The sequence below is a fragment of the Burkholderia territorii genome (assembly GCF_001718335.1).
Classification (GTDB): Bacteria; Pseudomonadota; Gammaproteobacteria; order Burkholderiales; family Burkholderiaceae; genus Burkholderia; species Burkholderia territorii.
Genome location: NZ_CP013367.1, coordinates 90527 through 113089, shown reverse-complemented (window position 1 = coordinate 113089; position 22563 = coordinate 90527). Strand labels below are relative to the sequence as shown.

The following is a 22563-nucleotide window of genomic DNA, read 5'->3' as shown; positions in this document are numbered from 1 at the left end:
TGCGTGCGCGGTGCCGGTGGCGGCCGGCATCGCGCAGAACGGTCAGCCCGTCACTGGCGTGCGCCGCACTTCGGACCGGTAGATGAGGATCAGCGACACCCATACGATTCCGTACAGGAACATGAAGCAGGTCGTGCGCACGCGCAGCAAATCCAGCAGCATGCCGAACAGGATCGGCAGCAGGAAGCCGCCGAGCCCGCCAGCGAGGCCGACGATGCCGGTGACGACGCCCATGTTGTCCGGGAAGTCGTCGGCGACGTACTTGAAGGTCGACGCCATTCCGAACGCGAACACCGCGCCGAGCACGAAGGTCAGCGCAACGAAGCCCGCCACCGGCATCGCCAGATTCAGCGACGCGGTGCCGTCGATCGTGTGAATCACGAAGTCGGTCGCCGGGTACGACAGCAGGAACAGGCAGATCCACGCCACCCACAGCCCCCACCAGGTCACCGCATGCGCGCCGAAGCGGTCGGACAGCGCGCCGCCGAGCGCGCGCAGCACCGAGCCCGGCAGCGAGAAGCCGGCGGCGAACGCGGAGGCCATCACGAGCGACATCCCGTATTCGCTCTTCAGGTACTGCGGGATCCACAGCGACAGCGCGGTGAAGCCGCCGAACGTGATGGAGTAGTACTGGCAGAGTCGCCACACGCGCAGATCGCGCAACACCTTGAACGCGTCGAGCATCGATCCGGCGCGTTTGCCCGCACCGGGGTCCGGCGCCGATGCGAACCAGAAGATGACGGCCGTGACGAGCAATGCAATCGCGTACACGCGCGGCACGAAGCGCCATCCATAGGCGGACAGCAGCAGCGGCGTGACGAACAGATTCACCGCCGCGCCGCACGTGCCCGCGCCGAACACGCCCATCGCGAGCCCGCGCCGCTTCGGCGGAAAGAAGCGCGCGACGTACGGCGTGCCGACAGCGAACGACGCGCCGACGCAGCCGAGGAACAGCCCGATCACGAGAAACTGCCAGAGCTGCGTCGCGTAGCTGACGACGTACACGGGAACCGCGCATACGACGAGCAGCACCGTCATCACGATCCGGCCGCCGAAGCGGTCGGTCCACGTGCCGAGCGGCAAGCGCATCAGCGCACCGGTCAGCACGGGTGTCGACGTCAGCAGCCCGAATTCCGTGCTGTTCAGCCCGAGATCGGTGCGCAACTGCACGCCGAGCACGCCGAACATCATCCACACGACGAAACACACCATGAACGCGAGCGTGCTCGCGGCCAGCACCGACCACGCGCGCAGCGGGACGGCCTGGGTGTCGGCAGCCATGCCGACGTTACCTTGTTGGATTGCCATACGCAAAACCTCGTTTCATTGGACGAGCGGCCCGTTCGCGCCGTCGAAGGTCACACCTTCGATGCGCGCGCCACCCGCGAGAATCGCCACGTACTGCCGCATCGCCCGCTGCCGCACGCGTTCGGACAGGTACGCGGCGATCTGGCCGGCGGCCTCGTCGAACGGCACCGCATCACCAGGCACGCGGCGCTCGACGCGCACGATGTGAAAACCGAAGCGTGTGTTGACGATTTTGGGCAGCACGCCGAGCCCGTCCGTATCGAACAGAGCGGCCTCGAATTCCGGCACGGTGTCGCCGCGCAGGAGCTGTCCGAGGCTGCCCCCGACCTGCGCCGACGGACAGTTCGACGACGCGCGCGCGAGCGCTTCGAACGTCTCGGGCGCGGCCACCACCTCGGCGAGGGCGCGCTCCGCGCGCTGCCGCAGCGGTGCGAGCGGCACGCGGTCGGTCACCGCGAACAGCACATGACTCGCATACACGATGTCGCCGCGGCGAAAGCGCGCCGGATGCTGCGCGTAGTAGCGCTCGCAATCCGCGCGGTCCGGTTCGGGCACGTGCGTCAGCTCCTGTTCGAGCAACGCGTCGACCGCCGCGTCGTCGAGCAGTGCGCCTTCGTCGATCAGCGCGAGCGACACCGCGCGCTGCCGCAGCAACTCGCGCACCGCGAGCGCATGCCGTGCCGCATCGACCGGATCGGGCGCGTCGCCGTGATGCTCGGCCTCGGCCGCGATCGCCGCGTCGTCGATCGCCACGCCGTTGACCGTCAGCGGCGCGGCCGCGACTTCGGAAAGAACGTCATTCAAGCGGCCTCCTCAGCGCTTGCGCACGAGCTGGTACGGGCGGATCAGGTACGCGACGGACGCGATGCCGCTCCAGATGTGCACCATCCGCGTGAACGGCGACACGAGGAAGATCGTGAAGCCGAGCAGGATATGCAGCCGGTACGTCAGCGGCACGCCGACCAGCAGGCTCGCGATGTCCGGCCGGAACGTGACGACGCCCTTCACGTAGTCGGTCAGCTGTTCGAACATCACGCCGTCCATGTGGCGGGTCGACAGCACGACGGTGCCGAGCCCGAGCCCGAGCTGCACCCACAGCATCAGCACGATCAGGATGTCGGACTTGCGGCTGTTCTTGCGGATCCGCGCGTCGCCGAGGCGTCGCCAGATCAGGAGCGTCAATCCTATGATCGCCGCGACGCCGGCCGCACCGCCCGCCACCATCGCGACGAGCTGGTGCCCGGACGCCGACAGGAACGGCGACACGAGCCAGTGCGGCGCGAGGAAGCCGCCGAAGTGCCCGAGCACGACGACCAGCACGCCCCAGTGGAACAGGTTGCTCCCAAGCCGCAGCATGCCGTGACGCAGCAGCTGCGACGAATCGCTCTTCCACGTGTACTGCTCGCGGTCGAAGCGGATCAGGCTGCCGACCAGCAGCACCGCGAGACAGATGTACGGGTAGATCCCGAACAGGAACTGATGCAAGTAAGCGTTCATGTCTTTCCCCAGTTGTGCCCGCACTCATGCGCCGCGGGCCGGCCGCTTGTCGTGGAACCGCACCGTCTGCTCGGCCGGCTTTGCCGCGCCCACGAAGCGCACCGCCTCGTCCGCATACGACGCATCGAGCGCGCGGTAGTCGTCGGCACTCGGCCGCACGGCGGCGACATCGTCGTGCGCGGCCGCCGGTGCGTCGACCGGCGCGAGGCCGGCCATCGGCAGCAGTGCGCCCACGACGAAGCTGTAATGACTGCCGCGCTGCGCGAGCTGGTCGGCCAGCGCGTGCAGGATCTCGCCTGTCTCGCCGAGCAGGTTGCGCGCGTCGGCCGCCGGCAGCCGCGACAGGTATTCGAGGAACACGGGCAGGTAGTCGGGCAGCTCGCCCGGGTTCAACGTCAACCCGTGCCGCTCGTACATCTGCAGCAGGTCGACCATCGCCTGGCCGCGATCGCGCGATTCGCCGTGCACGTGCTCGAACAGGTGCAGCGACGTCGCGCGGCCGCGATCGAACAGCGCGACGTAGTTCTCCTGCAGCGTCAGCAGGTCGCGCTCGCGTACGTAATCGAAGAAGCGCTCGAGCCCCGCGCGCACCGGCTTGGGAAAACGCGCCGCTTCGCGCAGGTGCGTTTCGATCGAATCGAGCAAGTCGACGAGCGCGTCGTCCGGATAGTCGAGCAGCGCCGCGAACGCCGCATAGGTCGGATCGGGTGCGGTGCTCATCGCGATACCTCCCGGATCGGAATCGTTCGTGTGCCCTTCTCCTTCTTCGCGCCGAACAGGCTGGCCGACGAACGGCCGTCCGAGCAGCCGTTGCCGAACGAGAAGCCGCACGACGAACGCAGGTCGTATGCGCTCTCCGCGTACTCGCGGTGCGTCGTCGGGATCACGAAGCGATCCTCGTAGTTCGCGATCGCGAGATAGCGGTACATCTCCTCCACCTGCGCGAGCGACAGGCCGACTTGGTCGAGCACGCCGCGCGCATCGATGCCGTCGACGTGACGCGCGCGCATGAACGCACGCATCGCGAGCAGCCGCTCGAGCGCGAGCTTCACCGGCGCTTCATCGCCGGCCGTGAGCAGGTTCGCCAGATAGCGCAGCGGAATGCGCAACGATTCGACGTCCGGCAGATAGCCGTTCATGCCGAGCGCGCCGCTGTTCGCGGCCGAGTTGATCGGCGACAGCGGCGGTACGTACCAGACCATCGGCAATGTCCGGTATTCCGGATGCAGCGGGAACGCGATCTTCCAGTCGATCGCCATCCTGTAGGTCGGCGAGCGCCGCGCGGCGTCGATCCATGCCGCCGGCACGCCGTCGCGCTCGGCCTGCGCGATCACGGCCGGATCCTCCGGATCGAGGAACAGCGACAGCTGCGCCTCGTAAAGGTCCTGCTCGTTTTCCGCGCTCGCGGCTTCACCGATCCGGTCGGCGTCGTACAGCAGCACGCCGAGGTAGCGGATGCGGCCCACGCACGTTTCCGAGCAAACGGTCGGCTGGCCGGCCTCGATGCGCGGATAGCAGAAGATGCATTTCTCGGCCTTGCCGCTCTGCCAGTTGTAGTAGATCTTCTTGTACGGGCAGCCCGAAACGCACATCCGCCAGCCACGGCATTTGTCCTGGTCGATCAGCACGATGCCGTCTTCCTCGCGCTTGTAGATCGAGCCCGACGGGCACGCCGCGACGCATGCCGGATTCAGGCAGTGCTCGCAGAGCCGCGGCAGGTACATCATGAAGGTGTTCTCGAACTGGCCGTAGATATCCTTCTGCACGTGCTCGAAGTTGTAGTCCTTCGCGCGCTTCTCGAACTCGCCGCCGAGGATTTCCTCCCAGTTCGGCCCCCACTCGATCTTCTCGAGCCGCTGGCCGCTGATCAGCGAGCGCGGCCGCGCGACCGGCATCGCGCGCGTGTTGCCCGCTTCCTGAAGATGCGCGTAGTCGAACGTGAACGGCTCGTAGTAGTCGTCGATCTCGGGCAGGTGCGGGTTCGCGAAAATCTGCGCGAGCAGCCGCCACTTGCTGCCCAGCCGGGGCTCGATCCTGCCGTCCGCGCGGCGCTGCCAGCCGCCGCGCCAGCGGTCCTGGTTCTCCCAGTCCTTCGGATAGCCGATGCCCGGCTTCGTCTCGACATTGTTGAACCACGCGTACTCCATCCCTTCGCGGCTGGTCCACACGTTCTTGCAGGTCACCGAGCAGGTATGGCACCCGATGCACTTGTCGAGGTTCAGCACCATCGCGATCTGTGCGCGTACTTTCATGACGTTTCTCCGGTGCGGACGTTCGACGTATCGGCGACGGTCTCTGCCCCGTCGAGCCAGTCGACCTCGTTCATCCTGCGCACGATCAGGAACTCGTCGCGATTCGAGCCGACCGTGCCGTAATAGTTGAAGCCGTACGACAGTTGCGCGTAGCCGCCGATCATGTGAGTTGGCTTCAGTGCGATGCGCGTGACCGAGTTGTGAATGCCGCCACGCGTGCCGGTAATCTCGGATCCCGGCGTGTTTACGATCTTTTCCTGCGCGTGGTACATCATCACCATCCCGGACGGAACGCGCTGACTCACCACGGCCCGCGCGCACAATGCGCCGTTGGAGTTGTAGCACTCGATCCAGTCGTTATCGACCGCGCCGATCGCCTTCGCGTCGTCCTCCGACATCCATACGATCGGGCCGCCGCGCGACAGCGTCAGCATCAGCAGATTGTCCGTGTACGTGCTGTGAATGCCCCACTTCTGGTGCGGCGTCAGGAAGTTCAGCACGCGCTCGGGGTTGCCGTTCGAGCGCTTGCCGACCATGTGCGCGTAGCTACCCGTGTCGATCGGCGGCTTGTACACGCACAGCGACTCGCCGAACGCGCGCATCCACGCGTGATCCTGGTACAACTGCTGACGGCCCGTAAGCGTGCGCCACGGCACCAGCTCGTGCACGTTCACGTAGCCCGCGTTGTACGACACGTGTTCGGACTCGATCCCGCTCCACGTCGGCGACGAGATGATCTTGCGCGGCTGTGCCTGAATGTCGCGGAAGCGAATCTTCTCGTCCTCGCGCGCGACGGCCAGATGCGTGTGGTCGATGCCGGTGATGCCGGACAGCGCACGCCACGCCTTCACCGCGACCTCGCCGTTGGTTTCCGGCGCAAGCGCGAGGATCACTTCGGCCGCGTCGAGCGCGGTGTCGATGCGCGGGCGCCCCTGCGTGGCGCCGTCGGCGACCTTGTAGTTGAGCTCGCCGAGCAGCTTCACTTCGTCCTTCGTATCCCAGCCGATGCCCTTGCCCGCGTTGCCGAGCTTGTCCATCAGCGGGCCGAGCGACGTGAAGCGTGCATGGGTGTTCGGGTAATCGCGCTCGACGGCGATCACCGCCGGCATCGTGCGTCCCGGCACCGGCTCGCATTCGCCGCGTTTCCAGTCGTGCACGTCGAACGGCTGAGCGAGTTCGCCCGGCGTATCGTGCGCGATCGGCGCGAGCACGACGTCGCGTTCGACCCCGAGGTGCCCGTCGCACAGCTCGGAGAAGCGCTTCGCGATCCCCTTGAAGATCTCCCAGTCGCTCTTCGATTCCCACGCGGGATCGACCGCCGCCGACAGCGGGTGGATGAACGGGTGCATGTCGGACGTGTTCATGTCGTCCTTCTCGTACCACGTCGCGGTCGGCAGCACGATGTCCGAATACATGCAGGTGGTCGACATCCGGAAGTCGAGCGTGACGAGCAGGTCGAGCTTGCCGCGCGGCGCTTCGTCGTGCCACTTCACTTCCTCCGGACGCGCGCCGCCTGTCGCACCGAGGTCGTCGCCCTGTACGCCGTTCGTCGTGCCGAGCAGGTGCTTCAGGAAGTACTCGTGGCCCTTGCCGGACGAGCCGAGCAGGTTCGAGCGCCACACGAACAGGTTGCGCGGGAAGTTCTCGGGAGCGTCCGGGTCCTCGCACGCCATCCGAAGCGTGCCGGCCTTCAGTTGCCGCGCGATGTCGGCACCCGCCTGCGCAGGGTCGCCGAGACTTGCGCCGACTTTCAGCGGATTCACCGCGAGTTGCGGCGCGGAAGGCAGCCAGCCCATCCGTTCGGCGCGCACGTTGTAGTCGATCGACGAACCGTGGAACTGCGTCTTGTCCGCGAGCGGCGACAGCAGCGCGCCCGGGTCCATCGTGTCGTAGCGCCACTGGTCGGTGTGCGCGTAGAAGAACGACGTCGCGTTCATGTGGCGTGGCGGACGATTCCAGTCGAGCGCGAACGCTAGCGCGGTCCAGCCCGTCTGCGGACGCAGCTTCTCCTGGCCCACGTAATGCGACCAGCCGCCGCCCGGCTTGCCGACACATCCGCACATGATCAGCATGTTGATGATCGCGCGGTACGACATGTCCATGTGGAACCAGTGGTTGATCCCCGCGCCGACGATCACCATCGACTTGCCTTGCGTCTTGTGCGCGTTCTCCGCGAACTGCCGCGCGACCGAGATCACGTCCGCCCGCTTCACGCCCGTGATCGTTTCCTGCCACGCCGGCGTATACGGAAGATCGTCGTCGTAGCTCGCGGCCACGTCGCGGCCGCCCAGCCCCTGGTCGAGCCCGTAGTTCGCAACGAACAGGTCGTAGACGGTCGCCACCAGCATCTCGCCGTTGCGCGTCGCGACGCGCCGCACGCCGATCCGGCGCGACAGCTCGGAACCGTGCTGCGTCGAGTTGAAATGCGCGTGCGGCTGGTTGCCGAAGTACGGGAACAGCACGTCGACCACGTCGTCATGCGCGGCCGTGCATGACAGCCGCGGCGACAATGCCGCGCCCTTCGACGTTTCGCCGCGCAGGTTCCACTTGCGTTTGTCGCCAGCGCCGTCCTTCGCCTGCAGCTCCCAGCGGAAGCCGATCGAGCCGACCGGCACGACGAACTCGCCCGTCGCTTCGTCGATCATCACCGTCTTCCACTCCGGATGCGCGGCCTCGTCGAGCGCGTCGTCGAAATCGGACGCACGCACGAGGCGCTCGGGTACGTAACCGTCGCCGTGCCGCACGAGCCGCACGAGCGCCGGCATGTCGGTATAGCGCTTGCAGTAGTCGATGAAATAGTCGCTCTTTCCGGCGAGATGGAACTCCTTCAGGATCACGTGCCCCATCGCGAGCGCTAGCGCCGCGTCAGTGCCCTGCTTCGGATGCAGCCACAGATCGCCGAACTTCGCGCCTTCCGAATAATCCGGAAACACCGACACGACCTTCGTGCCGCGATAGCGCGCCTCGACGAGGAAGTGCGCATCGGGCGTGCGAGTCTGCGGGACGTTGGAGCCCCACATCATGATGAACGTGGAGTTGTACCAGTCGGCCGATTCCGGCACGTCGGTCTGCTCGCCCCAGGTCTGCGGCGACGCGGGCGGCAGGTCGCAATACCAGTCGTAGAAGCTCAGGCACACGCCGCCGATCAGCGACAGGTAACGCGAACCGGCCGCGTACGACACCATCGACATCGCCGGGATCGGCGAGAAGCCCACGACGCGATCGGGGCCGTGCCGCTCGACCGTGTAAACGTTTGCGGCCGCAACGATCTCGTTGACCTCTTCCCAGCTCGCGCGCACGAAGCCGCCGAGCCCGCGCCGGCTCTGGTACGAGCGTCGTGCGTCATCATCCTCGACGATCGAGCGCCACGCGTCGACGGGCGCCAGCGTGCGCCGACGTTCGCGCCACAGCTTCACGAGCGCGCTGCGCACCATCGGGTGCTTCAAACGGTTCGCGCTGTACAGATACCAGGAGTACGAAGCGCCGCGCGAGCAGCCGCGCGGCTCGTGGTTCGGCATGTCGGGGCGCGTGCGCGGGTAGTCGGTCTGCTGGGTTTCCCAGGTGACGATCCCGCCTTTCACGTAGACCTTCCACGAGCACGAGCCCGTGCAGTTCACCCCGTGGGTCGAGCGGACGACCTTGTCGTGCTGCCACCGCAGCCGATAGCCGTCTTCCCATTTTCGGTCCTCGTTCGTGACGGCGCCGTGTCCGTCTGAGAATGTTGGCCTCGTGGTGGAGAAATAACGCAATCTGTCCAGGAAATGGCTCATGGGGATCTCGTTTTTTCCGGTCTTTTGGCAGACCCTGATCATTTAAGGAGGTGAAATACCGGTTGTAAAGGACATCGGATTTTCGGTATTCCGTCTTTTCTCAGGCTTTCCGCCCGGGTCGAAACCATTGTCTTTCGAATCGAAATATCACGAATTGATACAAATCACGATATCTTTCATCGGGGCGTAACGACATTAAATGGGGAACGATGCGAGGTGCCGTAAAGCACACGATGCGCGGGATAACGGAAGCGTCGACCGCGCCAATGCGTTCATTGAAAGATACGCAACACACCCGCGGCCATTTCGGCCGCCGGTCGATCACATCACTGCATATAGGAACCGCGCTCTCATGACGTGACGCGTTTCGTCGCGCTCATCGGTGCAGACGATGCGTTCGCACTCGGCAGCGATGGCCGCGCGCGGCTGCACCGGCGTCGCGGCCAAACGTGCGACGTCGTCAAGTATTCACGGGAGATACGGCGGAGAATCGCGGCGCCGACCGATGTGTCGGCGCGGCGAACGACAACGGGAGGAGAGAACCGACATGCATGCGTCGGGTGCGACAGATGGGCATGGGCGGTGGAAGCGGCGGTATGGCGCCCGCGCCACGCGCGTCGGGCACCGCCGAGCAGCGGAACCGACGCGCGCCGCGCGTCATCCCTCGCCCTTCGGCCCCGGGTTGAGCATCACGACGAAGCAGGCCACGCCGACGATCAACGCGGCCGCGCCGCCGCGCAACGCGATCGTTTCGTCGAACAGCAGCCCGGTCACCACGGCCATCATCCCCGCGAGCGACACGAACACGGCGATCGCCGCGACGACGATCCGGTATTGACGACGTACCATCGCACGCCCGCCGCGTCAGGCAGCCGCGGCGGACGCCGGCTCGCCGGCATCGTCGCCGCGAATCAGCAGCACCGGGCACTTCGAGCCACGCACGAAGCGCTCGGCGACGCTCCCGAGCAGCACGCGCCGGATGCCGCGCCGCCCGTGCGTGCCGACCACCGCGAGGTCGATCCCGCACTCCTTCACGTAACGCTGCAGCCGCTCCGCGACGTCCTCGCCGATGCTCTCGGTTTCGACGAGTTCGGCCTCGCCCTTCGCGCCGGCCCGCGCGATCACCTGTTCGGCTTCACGCAGCACCTTGCACCCGTCGTCGCGGATTTCCTCGATGAGCGCATGCGGATCGAAACGGCCCGCGTACGTGAACAGCACCGATTTGTCGACGACGTACACGACGCTGACGTGCGCGTCGCCCGCCAGTGCCACCTTGACTGCCTCGGCAAGCGCCTGTTTCGACGAAGTGCTGCCGTCGACGGCCACCATGATCTTCTTGTACATGCGAACCTCGCTGGGGTGAGTTGTTGCCGCGCGCGGTCGCGTGCGGCCATGTCCCCAATCATCGACGGACGGCCGCGTCGAAGCTTGACGGCGATCAATATCCGCCAAAAACGCGACGTGCGGCAAAGCGCCACGCGCCGGAATCGGCGCGCCACCAGGCGGCCACGCCGCGCGTCCGGGCGGCCATGCCGCCGAAGGCGCTATCATCGACGTTGCGACCCTCGTCCGGCCCTTTTTTGCCGGCTCACTTTCAACTCGCTCAACCGACATGACAACGACTACCGAACGCGTGGACGGCGCCGCCCAGCATCTCGTCGCCGCCCGCCATGCCGGCGTGCCCGGCCCGCTGCTGCCCGACGCACTGCGCCCCGAGAGCGTCGATACCGCGCTGGCGATCCAGCATCGCGTCGCCGACCTGCTCGGCGAAGCCATCGGCGGATGGAAGTGCGCGCTGCCGCCGCCCGACCGCGTGATCGTCGCGCCGATCTTCGCGTCGACCATCCGGGAAGCCGACGCGCCGTACCGCGTCGTCGGCGGGCCGATCGTGCGGATCGAGCCGGAGATCGCGTTCGTGCTCGATAGCGACCTGCCCGCCCGCGCGCAGCCCTACGACGAGAACGACGTGCGCGGCGCGATCCGCGAAGTGCGCATCGTGCTCGAGGTGCTGGGCTGCCGCTATGCGGAGCCCGCGCGCGCATCGAAGTTCGAACTGCTCGCCGACGGGCAGTTCAACCAGGGATTGTGCGTGGGCCCTGCCGTGCCCGACGGTTTGAACGTGCCGCTCGAGACGCTCGCGCTGTCGTTCGAGGGCGCGCTGAATCGCACGATCGACGGCCGTCATCCGGACGGCGATCCGCTCAAGCCGCTCGTGTGGCTGGTCAATTTCCTCGCGTCGCGCGGCGATGGCGCCCGTGCCGGCCAGATCGTGACGACCGGCTCGTATGCGGGCGCGATCGAAGTGCCGCTCGGCGACGTGCTGACGGTGCGCTTCGGCGAACTCGGCAGTTTGTCGGTCACGCTGACGGCCTGACGAGTTGACGGCCGACGGCGGCCGAGGCCTGCGCGCGCATCACGGCGCAGGCGCGGCCCCGGCCCGGCTTCCGGTACTGCGTGATACCGTTGCACATCGTCCGTCGCGCACGAAGCGCGTGCCCCTCCCGCCATTCGCCATGCCGCCGACACCGTTGCCTGCCCTGCTGGACGAAGTCCTGCGAACCGTCGATCGCCGCTATCGGCTGCCGCCGTTCGTGCGCGCATCGTCGCTGACCGACGCCGCGAGCCCGGCAACCGTCATCGCCATCGTGATCGAGGAAGCGCGCCGGATGCAGGCCGACGGCCTCACGCCCGCTCCGGCATTGCAACGCCGTTTCATCGACGCGCTCGCGCGGATGATCGGCGACGCGATGGACACCCGATCCGGCGACCCTGCGTTCCAGGCGGCGGTGCTTCGACATGGTGTCGCGGCCGTGCGCGAATACGCATCGCTCGCCGCGCATGCCGAGCAGGATCGGCGCACGCTGCGTTCGGCCGTCAACACGATCGCGCACCCGGCCCGGCTCGAACGACATGCGCAGGCATGGCAACGCGAGCCGCTCGCACGGCTGCATGCGGCCGCGGCCGGCGCATCGTGGGTCGATCTCGATGCCGCGCTGCGGCACTTGCTCGCGCAACCGGAGATGGCGACCGACACCGCGTTCGAGCAAGACATCGCCAAACTGAAGGACAGCGCCGCACTCGCCCGGCTTCAGCGTCTCGACGCATTGTCGCCGGATCCCGACGTCCGGCAATACCGCGCGCTGTGGAGCCGCCAGGGCCCGCTCGAAGGCAGCGCGCTGGCCGTCGCGCAAGGCGCCACGTCGCAGCAGCGAGGCGCGGCCGTCGAAGCGCTGGCCGCGCGGGCGCTCGCCGCGCTGGCCGCGCAACTCGATGCGCACGACGCGCACCGCACGTATCGCGTGGTCACGTCGATGCGCGTGCCGGCGTCGATACCGGCCAGGCACGACCGCGCGAAAACCGAATGGGATGCCGTGTTGCTCGAACGCGCGCGCGGCGACGATGCGTCGGCCGCCTGGCACGTGCTGTTTCTCGTCGAAGCGAAAGCGTCGGCGGATGCCGCGACCACCGACCTGCCGCGCCTGCTGCGCGGCCTGAGCCTGCTCGCGCAAGCCGATCCGGACACCGTCTACACGTTCGACACGCGCGAAGGCGCGGTACGCCTGCACGGGGCGTCGCTGCACGCGCTGACGACCGACGACGCGGCACTGCAGCGCGAAGTGCTCTACTGCTGCGATGCAGCGGCAGATCCCGCGCCGCGCTTGCTGGGCGCGGCAAGCCGGATGCAATTGCTGTCGGCGCCGGCGAGCCTCGAATATGCGAGCGCGCTGGCACAGCACGCGGATGCCGATCCGCACGGCCTCGGCGCAGTCTGGCAAGCGCTGCTGGAGCAGCCGTCATGGCGCGCCGTGCTGCATCAGTACGAATCGCTGCGGCAGGTTCGGGCGTTGATGGTGGGCGTCGACGAACTGATGGCCGCGATCGAAGGCGATGTCGACGACAGCGCCGCAAACGATGTGTGATCCATGACGCGTGCGGCGCGCTGCGGCTGCACGCGCGATCGCACGCACGCCGCGACTCGGCGGCAATGGGGCCGCTCGCACGCAAGTCGACGCGGCGCCGCGCGCGACCGGCCCGTGCGGCGCAGCCCGCGAAAGCGGGCATGCGCCGATGGCGTTACGACTCGATGAAGGCCAGCAGATCGGCGTTCAGCACGTCGGCATTGACCGTCAGCATCCCGTGCGAATAGCCCGGATACGTCTTCAGCGTGCCGTTCTTCAGCAGCTTGACCGACTTCAGCGCCGAATCCGCGATCGGCACGATCTGGTCGTCTTCGCCGTGCAGCACCAGCGTCGGCACCGAGATCGACCGCAGGTCTTCGGTCTGGTCCGTTTCCGAGAACGCCTTGATGCCGTCGTAGTGCGCCTTCGCGCCGCCGATCATGCCCTGGCGCCACCAGTTCTGGATCACGCCCTGATGCACCACGGCGCCCGGCCGGTTGAAGCCGTAGAACGGGCCGGACGGCACGTCCAGGAAGAACTGCGCGCGGTTGTCGGCGAGCGCCTTGCGGAAGCCGTCGAACACCTCGAGCGGCAGGCCTTCCGGGTTCGCGTCCGTCTTCAGCATCAGCGGCGGCACCGCGCTGACCAGCACCGCCTTCGCGACGCGCCCCGCCGGTTCGCCGTGGCGAGCCACGTAGCGCGCGACTTCGCCGCCGCCGGTCGAGTGGCCGACGTGAACCGCGTTGCGCAGGTCGAGCGCTTCCACGACCGCGAACGCGTCCGCCGCGTAGTGATCCATGTCGTGGCCGTCGGAAACCTGCGCGGACCGGCCGTGGCCGCGACGATCGTGCGCAACCACGCGATAGCCCCTCTGAACGAAGAACAGCATCTGGGCATCCCAGTCGTCGGAAGACAGCGGCCAGCCATGGTGGAACATGATCGGGCGCGCATCCTTCGGGCCCCAGTCCTTGTAGAAGATGTCGACATTGTCCTTCGTGGTGATGTACGGCATGGCTGCAGGCTCCTTTGGGGTAGGTGAACGTCGTGTGCCGGCCGTCCACCCGGGCGGGTGTCGGTGACGAACCGCGGCGCGGCGGCACACCGCGCCGGTCGACGCGGCACTCCAGTGTTGTAGCGGAAAACCACGACTATGTCATGAAGCCAAATTGCATGCGTCAAGCGTGGTTCCCCGAAGCAACCGCGACGTGCTGCAACATCACTCGACCACTTGCCGCGTTCGTCGCCGGTCCGCACGGGCACACCGTCGAAGCGGTGCGCCCGCGCCGCCAGGCGAGACGTGCAACGCAACCCGCCGTGCTGCTCGTCGCGCACGAGCGATCGCGCGTCATCCGTCCGTCGATACGGTCAGCGGCTCCCATGTGCGGATTTCGTCTTCCAGCGCCGACCATTTGGCGCGCACCAGCCGGACCGCATCGCTACCGAGCAGCAAATGGGCAGGCGGATGGTCCGCCTCGATGATCGCGAGCATCGCGCGCGCGGCCTTCGCGGGATCGCCAGGCTGCCGGCCGCTCTTCTCCTCGCGCGCCTGGCGGATCGGGTCGAACAGCGCGTCGTAATCGGCGATCGAACGCGGTGTGCGCGTCATCGAACGGCCGGCCCAGTCGGTGCGGAACGAGCCTGGCGCCACCGCCGTCACCGCGATGCCGAACGGCGCGAGCTCCTTGCCGAGCGTCTCGGAAATGCCTTCGAGCGCGAACTTGCTGCCGCAGTAATAGGCGATGCCCGGCATCGTGATGTGGCCGCCCATCGACGTGATGTTGAGGATCCGGCCGCGCCGGCGTTTCCGCATGAACGGCACGACGGCCTTCATCATCGCGACGGCGCCGAATACGTTCACGTCGAACTGTCGGCGCATCTCCGACAGCGGCGACTCCTCCATGATGCCTTCGTGCCCGTAGCCGGCGTTGTTCACCAGCACGTCGACGGGCCCGACGCTCGCCTCGATTTCCGCGACCACGCCGTCGATGCGCGCGAAGTCGGTCACGTCGAGCACGCGCCCGATGGCCGCATGCGGGGACAGCGCGTCGAAAGCCTGTTTCGCCGCTTCGCTTCTCACGGTGCCGACCACCGTATGTCCGGCGGCAAGCGCCGCTTGCGCGAGCGCCCGGCCGAAGCCGCTGCTGACGCCGGTGATGAGCATGATGTTGCCGGATGCCATGTGAGCTTCTCCCGAATGTCGATCGAAGCATGCATACTAGTCTTGCGAACCAAACCGAATAAGTCCGATTTCGCTGAATTTCTTGCCTGAAACTATGAGCACCGCACCTGCGTCGTCCTGCCCTCCGTTGCGCGCCGCGCGCGGCCGCCAACGTCTGATCGCGTTGCTGCATGCGTTGGCGCCTAACGAGGGCTACAACCTGACCGCACTGCCCAGCGTGCGCATCCTGCGCTCGAACCGTGCGCTATCCCGCACGCCCGTGCTGTACGACCCGGGCATCGTGATCGTGTGCCAGGGCAGCAAGCGAGGCTATTTCGGGGGCGAACGCTATCTCTACGACGAAGATCATTACCTGGCCGTATCGGTGCCCGTACCGTTCAGCATGGAAACCGATGCAACGGCGGAGCGTCCGCTGCTCGCGCTGTATCTGCACCTCGATTTCCGGATGGCCGCCGAACTGGCCGCGCAGATCGATCGCGAGGGGATTCCCGAACCCGTGCAGGCGCCGAGAAGCATGATGTCGACGCAAATGGACGACGCGATGCACGCGACCGTGCTGCGCTTCGTCGAGGCGATGTACCGGCCGCTCGAAGCGGCGGTGCTCGGCCCCGGGCTGCTGCGCGAACTGTATTTCCGCGTGCTCACCGGCGCGCAAGGCAGCGCGATGAGAAACGCGCTGTCGATGCGCGGGCAGTTCGGCCGGATCGGTCGTGCGTTGCGCATGATCCACGCCGATTACGCGCAGGCGCTCGACGTGACGCAACTGGCCGCCGAAGCCGGCATGAGCGTGCCGAGCTTCCATAGCCACTTCAAGGCGGTCACGCAGGTGTCGCCGATGCAGTACCTGAAGTCGACGCGGCTGCACCAGGCGCGCCTGTTGATGGTGCGCCAGGATCTGACCGCGGAGGCGGCTGGCCATGCGGTCGGCTACACGAGCGCGTCGCAGTTCAGCCGGGAATTCAAGCGGCTGTTCGGCGCGACGCCCGTGCAGGAGGCCAGGCGCATGCGCGCGCAGTTCGCGATTCCGGCGGCGTTCGACGATGCGGTGTACGTGTCGTCGCATTGACACGCCGCTGGCCGCTTCACGGGCGCGTCACCGCGCGCCCACCCTCCACACGGTCACTTCGTGCAACGTCTGGCCCGGCTTGAGCACCGTCGTCGGGAACGACGGATGATTCGGCGAGTCGGGAAAATGCTCGGCTTCCAGCGCGAACGCGTCGGTCTGCCGGTAAACCGTACCGCCCTTGCCCGCGACGCTGCCGTTCAATCCGTTCGACGTATAGAACTGCAGCCCCGGCTGCGTGGTGTACACCTCGATGAAGCGCCCCGACGCCGGGTCGTATGCACGCGCGGCAAACGCGGGGGCCGGCTGCCCGCCCTGGTCGAGCACCCAGTTCTGATCGTAGCCGTGCGCGAGCACGAGCTGCGCATACCCGTCGCGCAAATGTGCGCCGATCGGCGTCAATTCGCGCAGGTCCATCGGCGTGCCGGTCACGCTCGCGAGCTCGCCGGTCGGAATCGACGTCGCATCGGTCGGCGTGAAGCGCGACGCGGCGATCTGGATCAGTTGCCGCTCGACACTGCCGCCGTCCTGTCCGGCCAGGTTGAAATAGCTGTGATTGGTGAGGTTGACGACGGTGTCCTTGTCCGTCGTCGCGCGATAGCCGATGCGAACCAGGTTGTCGCGTGTCAACGTGTAGGTCACGTCCACCGTCAACGTGCCGGGGAAACCGTTCTCGCCGTCGGGGCTGACGTAACGCAGCGTCACGCTCGAACCGCTCCCGTCGCTGTGCGTGCCGGTCACCGTCCAGACCTTCGCGTCGAAGCTGGCGGGGCCGCCGTGCAGCGTATTCGGCGGATCGTTGACGGGCAGCGTCCACGTCTTGCCGTCGAGCGTGAAGCGGCCGCGCGCGATGCGGTTTGCATAGCGGCCGATCAGCGCGCCGAAATGGATGTTGCCGTTGTGCGCTTCGTAGTCGCGCAGCGAATCGAAGCCGAGAACCACGTCGGCAACCTTGCCCGCGCGGTCAGGCACATCGAGCGCGGTCACGATGCCGCCGTACGTGATGATCTTCAGCGTCACGCCGTGCGCATTGGCGAGCGTGTACTGGCTCACCGCTTGTCCGGCCGCGGTGGTGCCGTAGTCCGCTCGGCCGATCGATACGTCACGGGCCGCCGATGCGGCACTCGCGCCAAGGGCGAAAGTTGCGCACACACCAAGTGCGAGCAGCGGGCGCCGCGGCAAGATTCGGCTCATGAGAAACCTCCGGAGCGTCTTCGTGCGTAGCGCCGCGCAATTTGCATGCCTGCGCGGCGTGCAGCGACACGCCGGCGCGAGCGCCGCGCACGGCGCTGTGTCACCGCGTACGCTCGATCGCGCCGCCGCGCGATGGACACCGCCGGATCTCCCTGTAGATATTGCCCGGCGCAGCGCTCACCGTGCAGGCCGCAGCGCGAAGCCGGCCAGCGCACCCGCGACGCACAGCACGCCCACGTACAGTTCCGGCGCATGCGGATACGATTTCAGCAGGACCGAGACCAACACCGGCGTGACCCCGCCGAACACGGCATACGCGACGTTGTACGAGAACGAGATGCCCGAAAAGCGAACGGCCGCCGGGAATGCGCGGACCATCGCGACCGGAATCGCCGCGACCGCCCCGACACAAAAGCCGCACAACGCGTAAAGCGGCAACAGCAACGACGGATTGACGGAGAGCTGCGACGCCATCAGCCAGTACGACGCACCGAGCAGCAGGCAACCGACGCAGATCGTGCGGCCGGTGCCGAACCGTCCGGCGATCGAGCCCGAGACGATGCATCCGATCGTCAGGCAGAACGTCGCGACCGAATTGGCTTGCAGCGCGAGCGCGGGGGCGATATGAAACCGCTGGGCGACGAGCGTCGGCGTCATCAGGATCACGACGACAATCGCGGCGGTCAGCGTCCACGTGAGGATCATCGATACCAGCACGGCCTGACCGTGATCGCGCAGCACGGCTTTCAACGGCACTTCGCGCGTCAGCGACCGGCTGCGCTTCATTTCCACGAATATGGGCGTTTCATCGAGCCAGCGGCGCAGCACCGCGGACGCAATTCCGAACAGGCCGCCGACGACGAAAGGCAGCCGCCATGCATAGGCGCCGATCTCCGCCGGCGAATAATGATGGTTGATCGCCGACGCAATCAGCGAGCCGAGCAGGATGCCGAGCGTCAGGCCGCCGGTCAGCAAGCCGCACGCATAGCCGACATGGCGTGGCGACACATGCTCGGACACGAACACCCACGCACCCGGCACTTCGCCGCCTACCGCTGCGCCTTGCAACAGCCGACACAGCAGCAGCAGCACGGGCGCGGCAATCCCGATCGACGCATAGGTCGGCAGCAGTCCCATCGCCAACGTCGGCAGGGCCATCATCATCACGCTCAACGTGAACATGCGCTTGCGGCCGACCAGATCGCCGAAATGCGCGAGCACCACGCCGCCGAGCGGGCGCGCGAAATAGCCCGCCGCGAAAATGCCGAAGGTCTGCAACTGACGCAACCAGTCGGGAATCGATGGCGGAAAGAACAATTGACCGAGTACCGCGGCGAAAAACACGTAAATCACGAAATCGTAAAACTCGAGCGCGCCCCCCAGCGCGGCGAGCACGAGCGTGCGGTGATCGCTGCCCGTCAGCGGGCGGTGAGATACGGCCGGAATCTGAAGCGAATCTGGAAAGTTCATCTGGAAGAGGTCCGGGATCGGGAACTGCGCGCCAACCCGATGGCGCGCTACTGACGGACAACACCCGAGCACCGCATGTCATTCCATTACGCGTCGATTTTCCGCAACGCGTGGAATAAATCGCCGCCGTCGCGTGTTCCATGTGGACAGAGGCGCACGAGTCAGGCGCTTGCGCGCGCCTGGTGCCTGCGCGACACATTTCCATCTTCTCCTGGAGCAATCATGCGCTTCGCGGTTCTCGGCGCCGGCGCGGTCGGCTGCTACTTCGGCGGCATGCTGGCACTGCACGGCCACGATGTGGTTTTCATTGGTCGTCCGTTGCACGTCGACGCGATCCGCGATCGTGGCCTGCGCATCCAGACGCGCGCGTTCGACAGGCACGTGCCGGCCGACGCGTCGACCGATATCGGCGCCGCCGGCTCGTCCGACGTGGTATTCGTGTGCGTAAAGTCCGGCGATACGGCGCAAGCAGCACGCACGTTGAGCCGCGTGCTGGCGCCGGACGCGATCGTGGTCAGCCTGCAGAACGGTGTCGACAACGCAGCGCTTCTGCGGACCGCGATTGCCGGCCCGATCATTTGCGCGGCCGTGTATGTCGCAAGCGAGATGGCCGGCCCGGGGCATCTGCTGCACCATGGCCGCGGCGATCTCGCGATCGAAGCGTCGCCGTCGAGTGAACGGCTCGCATGCGTGCTGCGGACGGCGGGCATTCCAACCCGGATCGTCGACGACGTGCGCGCGGCCCTCTGGCACAAGCTCATGCTCAACTGCGCGTACAACGCGATTTCCGCGATCGTGCAGTTGCCGCTGGGCGAGATGTCGCATCGCGATGCGTTACGCGACACGATGCGTGCCGTCGTCGCCGAGTGCATCGCCGTCGCGGCAGCCGAAGGGATCCATTTCGCCGAACCGCCGGCAGCGCTCGTCGAGCAGATCGAAGCGACGATCCCGCCGGGCCAGTATTCGTCGACGGCACAGGATCTGGCGCGCGGCAGACCCGGCGAGATCGATCACCTGAACGGCGCGGTCGTCCGGCGCGCACGCGCGGCAGGCATCGACACGCCGGTCAACCGGACGCTCCATCTGCTCGTGAAGATGCTCGAAGCAAAGACCGCGGCGCATGCATGACGGGCGGCGTTCGCGCGAGCATCGCCGCCGCGCGACGCGGCCCGTCGGGCGACGCCGCGCCGTCGACAACGTTTCGTCCGGGCGTCGAACCGCCCCCTCGCCGCGACGTCGCGCGCCGGCGGCTGCCGTCGCGGCTCGCCGGGTGCCACTCGCTATTCGCGCTCGGCCGCCAGTCGCGCGAGCGCATCGGCGATCCCCGCGCCGTAGGCCGGATCGGCCCGCGAGCAGTTGTCGATGTGGCGCTGCCGGATATCCGCCGACACGCCGGCAAGCTGCCGTGCGGTCGTGGCGAACAAGCTCTGCCGCTGCCGCGCATCCATCAGCCGGAACAGATCGCCCGGCTGCTGATAATGGTCGTCGTCGATGCGATGATCCCAATGCGCGGCCGCGCCGTCGAGCTCGAGCGGCGGCTCGTCGAGCTGCGGCCGGTCCGACCACGCGCCCTTGCTGTTCGGCCAGTACGATGACGCGGCGCCGAGATTGCCGTCGGTGCGCATCGCACCGTCGCGGTGATAACTGTGGAACGGGCACTTCGGCGCGTTCACCGGGATATGCGCGAAGTTGACGCCCAGCCGATATCGCTGGGCATCGCCGTAGGAAAACAGGCGCGCCTGCAACATACGGTCGGGCGAATAGCCGATACCCGGCACGACGTTCGCCGGCGAAAACGCGGCCTGTTCCGTCTCCGCAAAGAAATTGTCAGGATTGCGATTGAGCTCGAATTCGCCTACTTCGATCAGCGGAAACTCGGCCTTCGGCCATACCTTGGTGAGATCGAACGGGTTGAACCGGAACGCTTTCGCCTGCGCGTCGGTCATCACCTGGATGTACAGCGTCCAGCGCGGAAAATTGCCGGCCTCGATGCTGTCGAACAGGTCGCGCTGATGGGTTTCGCGGTCCCGCGCGATCAGCGCATCCGCCTGTGCATCGGTCAGGTTCTCGATGCCCTGTTGCGAGCGGTAATGGAATTTCACCCAGGTCCGCTCGTTTGCCGCATTGATCATGCTGTACGTATGGCTGCCGAACCCGTGCATGTGCCGGTACGATCGCGGAATGCCGCGCTCGCTCATGACGATGGTCACCTGATGCAGCGCCTCGGGCAGCAGCGACCAGAAATCCCAGTTGTTTTCCACGCTGCGCATGCCCGTGCGCGGGTCGCGCTTGACGGCATGATTGAGATCCGGAAAGCGCAACGGGTCACGAAAGAAGAACACCGGCGTATTGTTGCCGACCAGATCCCAGTTCCCTTCCTCGGTGTAGAACTTCAGCGCGAAGCCGCGGATGTCGCGCTCCGCATCGGCCGCGCCGCGCTCGCCGGCCACCGTCGAGAAGCGCACGAACATCGGCGTCTGCTTGCCGATTTCGGAGAAGAGCTTCGCTTTCGTGTACCGCGAAATGTCGTGCGTCACGGTGAAGGTGCCGTATGCGCCCGCGCCCTTCGCATGCATGCGGCGCTCCGGAATCACCTCCCGATCGAAGTGCGCGAGCTTTTCGATCAGCCACACGTCCTGCAGCAACGCGGGACCGCGCGCCCCGGCGGTCTGGATGTTGACGTTGTTGCTGACCGGCGCGCCGTTCGCATGGGCGATCTCGCGCGGAATCGGATGCTCTGACATGTCCTGGTTCCCCCAACGGTTTGTCGTTTCGGTTCATTGGTCGCGCGCGCTGCCGTCGTTCCGGTCATCGCGCATCGTGCGGGCGACCATCCGTCGGGCCGCCCGTTGGGAGATTAGAAATGGACGATGTATCGGGTGTTTGTCCGGTTTGTATCGCTTTGTACCCGGCTCCGTCGACGCTCGGTTGCCGCGCAAGCCCGGCGTCTCGCGGTGCGCCGCGTTGTATTCGATCGCAGCAGCTGCGCTACGCGTGTCGTGCGGGATCGATGCTGCACGACACCGCATTGCCGAATCGTTTCGCCGCAGTCGCCGCCGGCCCTCACGATCGCTGGCTGTCCGCGATCCGGTCGCCGAGCGCGCCGAGGTCCGCATCGCCGGGGGCGGCAATCAGCGCATACGCCACGCCGGAGCGACGCCACGTCACGACGTCCATGTCGCCGACCTGTTCGCGGTCGACCGCGGTATCGGGCCGCTCGTCCTTCATCACGCACAGCGCGACAGGCGAGCCTTTGTCGGGCAGATAGACGATCTGCACCAGCGGTTTGCGATTGAAGTTCAGGCGCTGGATGCGCTTGAAGGTCAGCCCGGCCGAGCGCAGGTCCGGAATCCGTATCCACAGCCCGTCGTCCCGGCGAATCGTGTCGATCGTATGCGCGGCCGCCGCGAAGTTCGCTGAATCGAATGCAACGGTGTCTCGCGTATAGAGCCGCTGATAATTGACGGCCGCCATGATCCACGGCGACATCTGCGTCCGCGCGATCACCGATGCGGGCAGCGGCGCGACGCGCAGTATGGCGGCAGCGCAGAACGCGCCCGCGACGAATGCGACCGCGAGCCACGGCGCCATCATGCGAACGCGCGCGCGAACCGGCGCGGGCTGCCGCCCGCGTCCACCGGGCTGCGCTGGATGCAATAGCTGCCGACGCTCGTCGCCGACGGCCGGCAGCGCCTCGGGTGCTGCATGCGCATGCGCGTGCGCGTGCGTGATGTCGGCGACCTTCCGTATCAGGCTCTGCGGCACCGGCGGCCATGGGTGACGCTCGAATGCGCGGCGATAGGGCAACGCCGATGCTTCGAGCAAGGCCACCCGCGTCGCGATCTCGGCCGACGTCCCGATCGCCCGGTCGACTTCCTCGCGCTGGTGCGACGTGAGTTCTCCGTCCACGTATGCCATGAGCAGGATGTCG

The 22563-nt window shown here is 66.8% G+C and carries 18 protein-coding genes; 4 read left to right on the top strand and 14 right to left on the bottom strand.

Annotated features, from left to right (window positions below; translation table 11 throughout):
- Positions 1-42: 42 nt before the first annotated feature.
- From WS51_RS26690 to WS51_RS26655, 8 genes are all read right to left on the bottom strand, one after another.
- Complete coding sequence (locus tag WS51_RS26690; protein WP_059452276.1) at positions 43-1308, bottom strand: MFS transporter; 1266 nt, start codon at positions 1306-1308, stop codon at positions 43-45.
- A 15-nt stretch (positions 1309-1323) separates the two neighbouring features.
- Positions 1324-2112 (bottom strand): peptidylprolyl isomerase, encoded by a 789-nt coding sequence (locus WS51_RS26685; protein ID WP_069230082.1) that lies wholly within the window; start codon positions 2110-2112, stop codon positions 1324-1326.
- A 9-nt stretch (positions 2113-2121) separates the two neighbouring features.
- Positions 2122-2805, bottom strand: a complete 684-nt coding sequence (gene narI, locus WS51_RS26680) for a respiratory nitrate reductase subunit gamma (RefSeq protein WP_059452274.1) — start codon at positions 2803-2805, stop codon at positions 2122-2124.
- A 24-nt stretch (positions 2806-2829) separates the two neighbouring features.
- Positions 2830-3525 (bottom strand): nitrate reductase molybdenum cofactor assembly chaperone, encoded by a 696-nt coding sequence (gene narJ / locus WS51_RS26675; protein WP_069230081.1) that lies wholly within the window; start codon positions 3523-3525, stop codon positions 2830-2832.
- Positions 3522-5057 carry a nitrate reductase subunit beta gene (gene narH, locus WS51_RS26670; RefSeq protein WP_059452272.1) on the bottom strand — a complete coding sequence of 512 codons (1536 nt, stop codon included), beginning with the start codon at positions 5055-5057 and terminating at the stop codon, positions 3522-3524. Before narH ends, narJ begins: the two co-directional genes overlap by 4 nt.
- Positions 5054-8827: a nitrate reductase subunit alpha gene (locus WS51_RS26665; protein WP_069230080.1), complete on the bottom strand. Its 3774-nt coding sequence runs from the start codon at positions 8825-8827 to the stop codon at positions 5054-5056. Before WS51_RS26665 ends, narH begins: the two co-directional genes overlap by 4 nt.
- Before the next feature lie 657 nt (positions 8828-9484).
- On the bottom strand, positions 9485-9676 hold the full coding sequence (locus WS51_RS26660; protein ID WP_059452270.1) for a DUF2964 family protein: 192 nt from the start codon (positions 9674-9676) through the stop codon (positions 9485-9487).
- A 15-nt stretch (positions 9677-9691) separates the two neighbouring features.
- The gene (locus WS51_RS26655) at positions 9692-10171 is read right to left on the bottom strand and encodes a universal stress protein (protein ID WP_059542253.1); all 480 of its coding nucleotides are present in this window, start codon (positions 10169-10171) and stop codon (positions 9692-9694) included.
- 268 nt (positions 10172-10439) lie between these two features.
- Here WS51_RS26655 and WS51_RS26650 point away from each other — a divergent pair, with 268 nt between their 5' ends.
- Positions 10440-11201 (top strand): 2-keto-4-pentenoate hydratase, encoded by a 762-nt coding sequence (locus WS51_RS26650; RefSeq protein WP_069230079.1) that lies wholly within the window; start codon positions 10440-10442, stop codon positions 11199-11201.
- A gap of 139 nt (positions 11202-11340) precedes the next feature.
- The gene (locus WS51_RS26645) at positions 11341-12747 is read left to right on the top strand and encodes a 3-deoxy-D-arabino-heptulosonate 7-phosphate synthase (RefSeq protein ID WP_069230078.1); all 1407 of its coding nucleotides are present in this window, start codon (positions 11341-11343) and stop codon (positions 12745-12747) included.
- A 154-nt stretch (positions 12748-12901) separates the two neighbouring features.
- Here WS51_RS26645 and WS51_RS26640 read toward each other — a convergent pair whose 3' ends face one another.
- Positions 12902-13738 carry an alpha/beta fold hydrolase gene (locus WS51_RS26640; RefSeq protein ID WP_069230077.1) on the bottom strand — a complete coding sequence of 279 codons (837 nt, stop codon included), beginning with the start codon at positions 13736-13738 and terminating at the stop codon, positions 12902-12904.
- A 333-nt stretch (positions 13739-14071) separates the two neighbouring features.
- Entirely contained in the window at positions 14072-14905 is an 834-nt protein-coding gene (locus WS51_RS26635; RefSeq protein ID WP_069230076.1) for an oxidoreductase, read from the bottom strand.
- Between the two features lie 94 nt (positions 14906-14999).
- Here WS51_RS26635 and WS51_RS26630 point away from each other — a divergent pair, with 94 nt between their 5' ends.
- Positions 15000-15971, top strand: coding sequence for an AraC family transcriptional regulator (locus WS51_RS26630; protein ID WP_069230075.1), 972 nt, complete (start codon positions 15000-15002; stop codon positions 15969-15971).
- Between the two features lie 27 nt (positions 15972-15998).
- On the opposite strand, the gene WS51_RS26625 is transcribed toward WS51_RS26630, so the two are convergent.
- Positions 15999-17162, bottom strand: a complete 1164-nt coding sequence (locus WS51_RS26625; RefSeq protein WP_069230074.1) for an aldose epimerase family protein — start codon at positions 17160-17162, stop codon at positions 15999-16001.
- A 177-nt stretch (positions 17163-17339) separates the two neighbouring features.
- A complete protein-coding gene (locus WS51_RS26620; protein WP_069230073.1) occupies positions 17340-18632 on the bottom strand; it encodes an MFS transporter in 1293 nt (430 codons plus the stop codon).
- 222 nt (positions 18633-18854) lie between these two features.
- Here WS51_RS26620 and WS51_RS26615 point away from each other — a divergent pair, with 222 nt between their 5' ends.
- Entirely contained in the window at positions 18855-19760 is a 906-nt protein-coding gene (locus tag WS51_RS26615) for a ketopantoate reductase family protein (protein WP_069230072.1), read from the top strand.
- Between the two features lie 152 nt (positions 19761-19912).
- Here the strand turns inward: WS51_RS26615 and WS51_RS26610 are convergent, their stop codons facing one another.
- Both WS51_RS26610 and WS51_RS26605 read right to left on the bottom strand, forming a co-directional pair.
- Positions 19913-21376: a catalase gene (locus WS51_RS26610; RefSeq protein ID WP_069230071.1), complete on the bottom strand. Its 1464-nt coding sequence runs from the start codon at positions 21374-21376 to the stop codon at positions 19913-19915.
- Between the two features lie 319 nt (positions 21377-21695).
- Positions 21696-22550 carry an anti-sigma factor family protein gene (locus WS51_RS26605; RefSeq protein ID WP_335645632.1) on the bottom strand — a complete coding sequence of 285 codons (855 nt, stop codon included), beginning with the start codon at positions 22548-22550 and terminating at the stop codon, positions 21696-21698.
- Positions 22551-22563 lie beyond the last annotated feature (13 nt).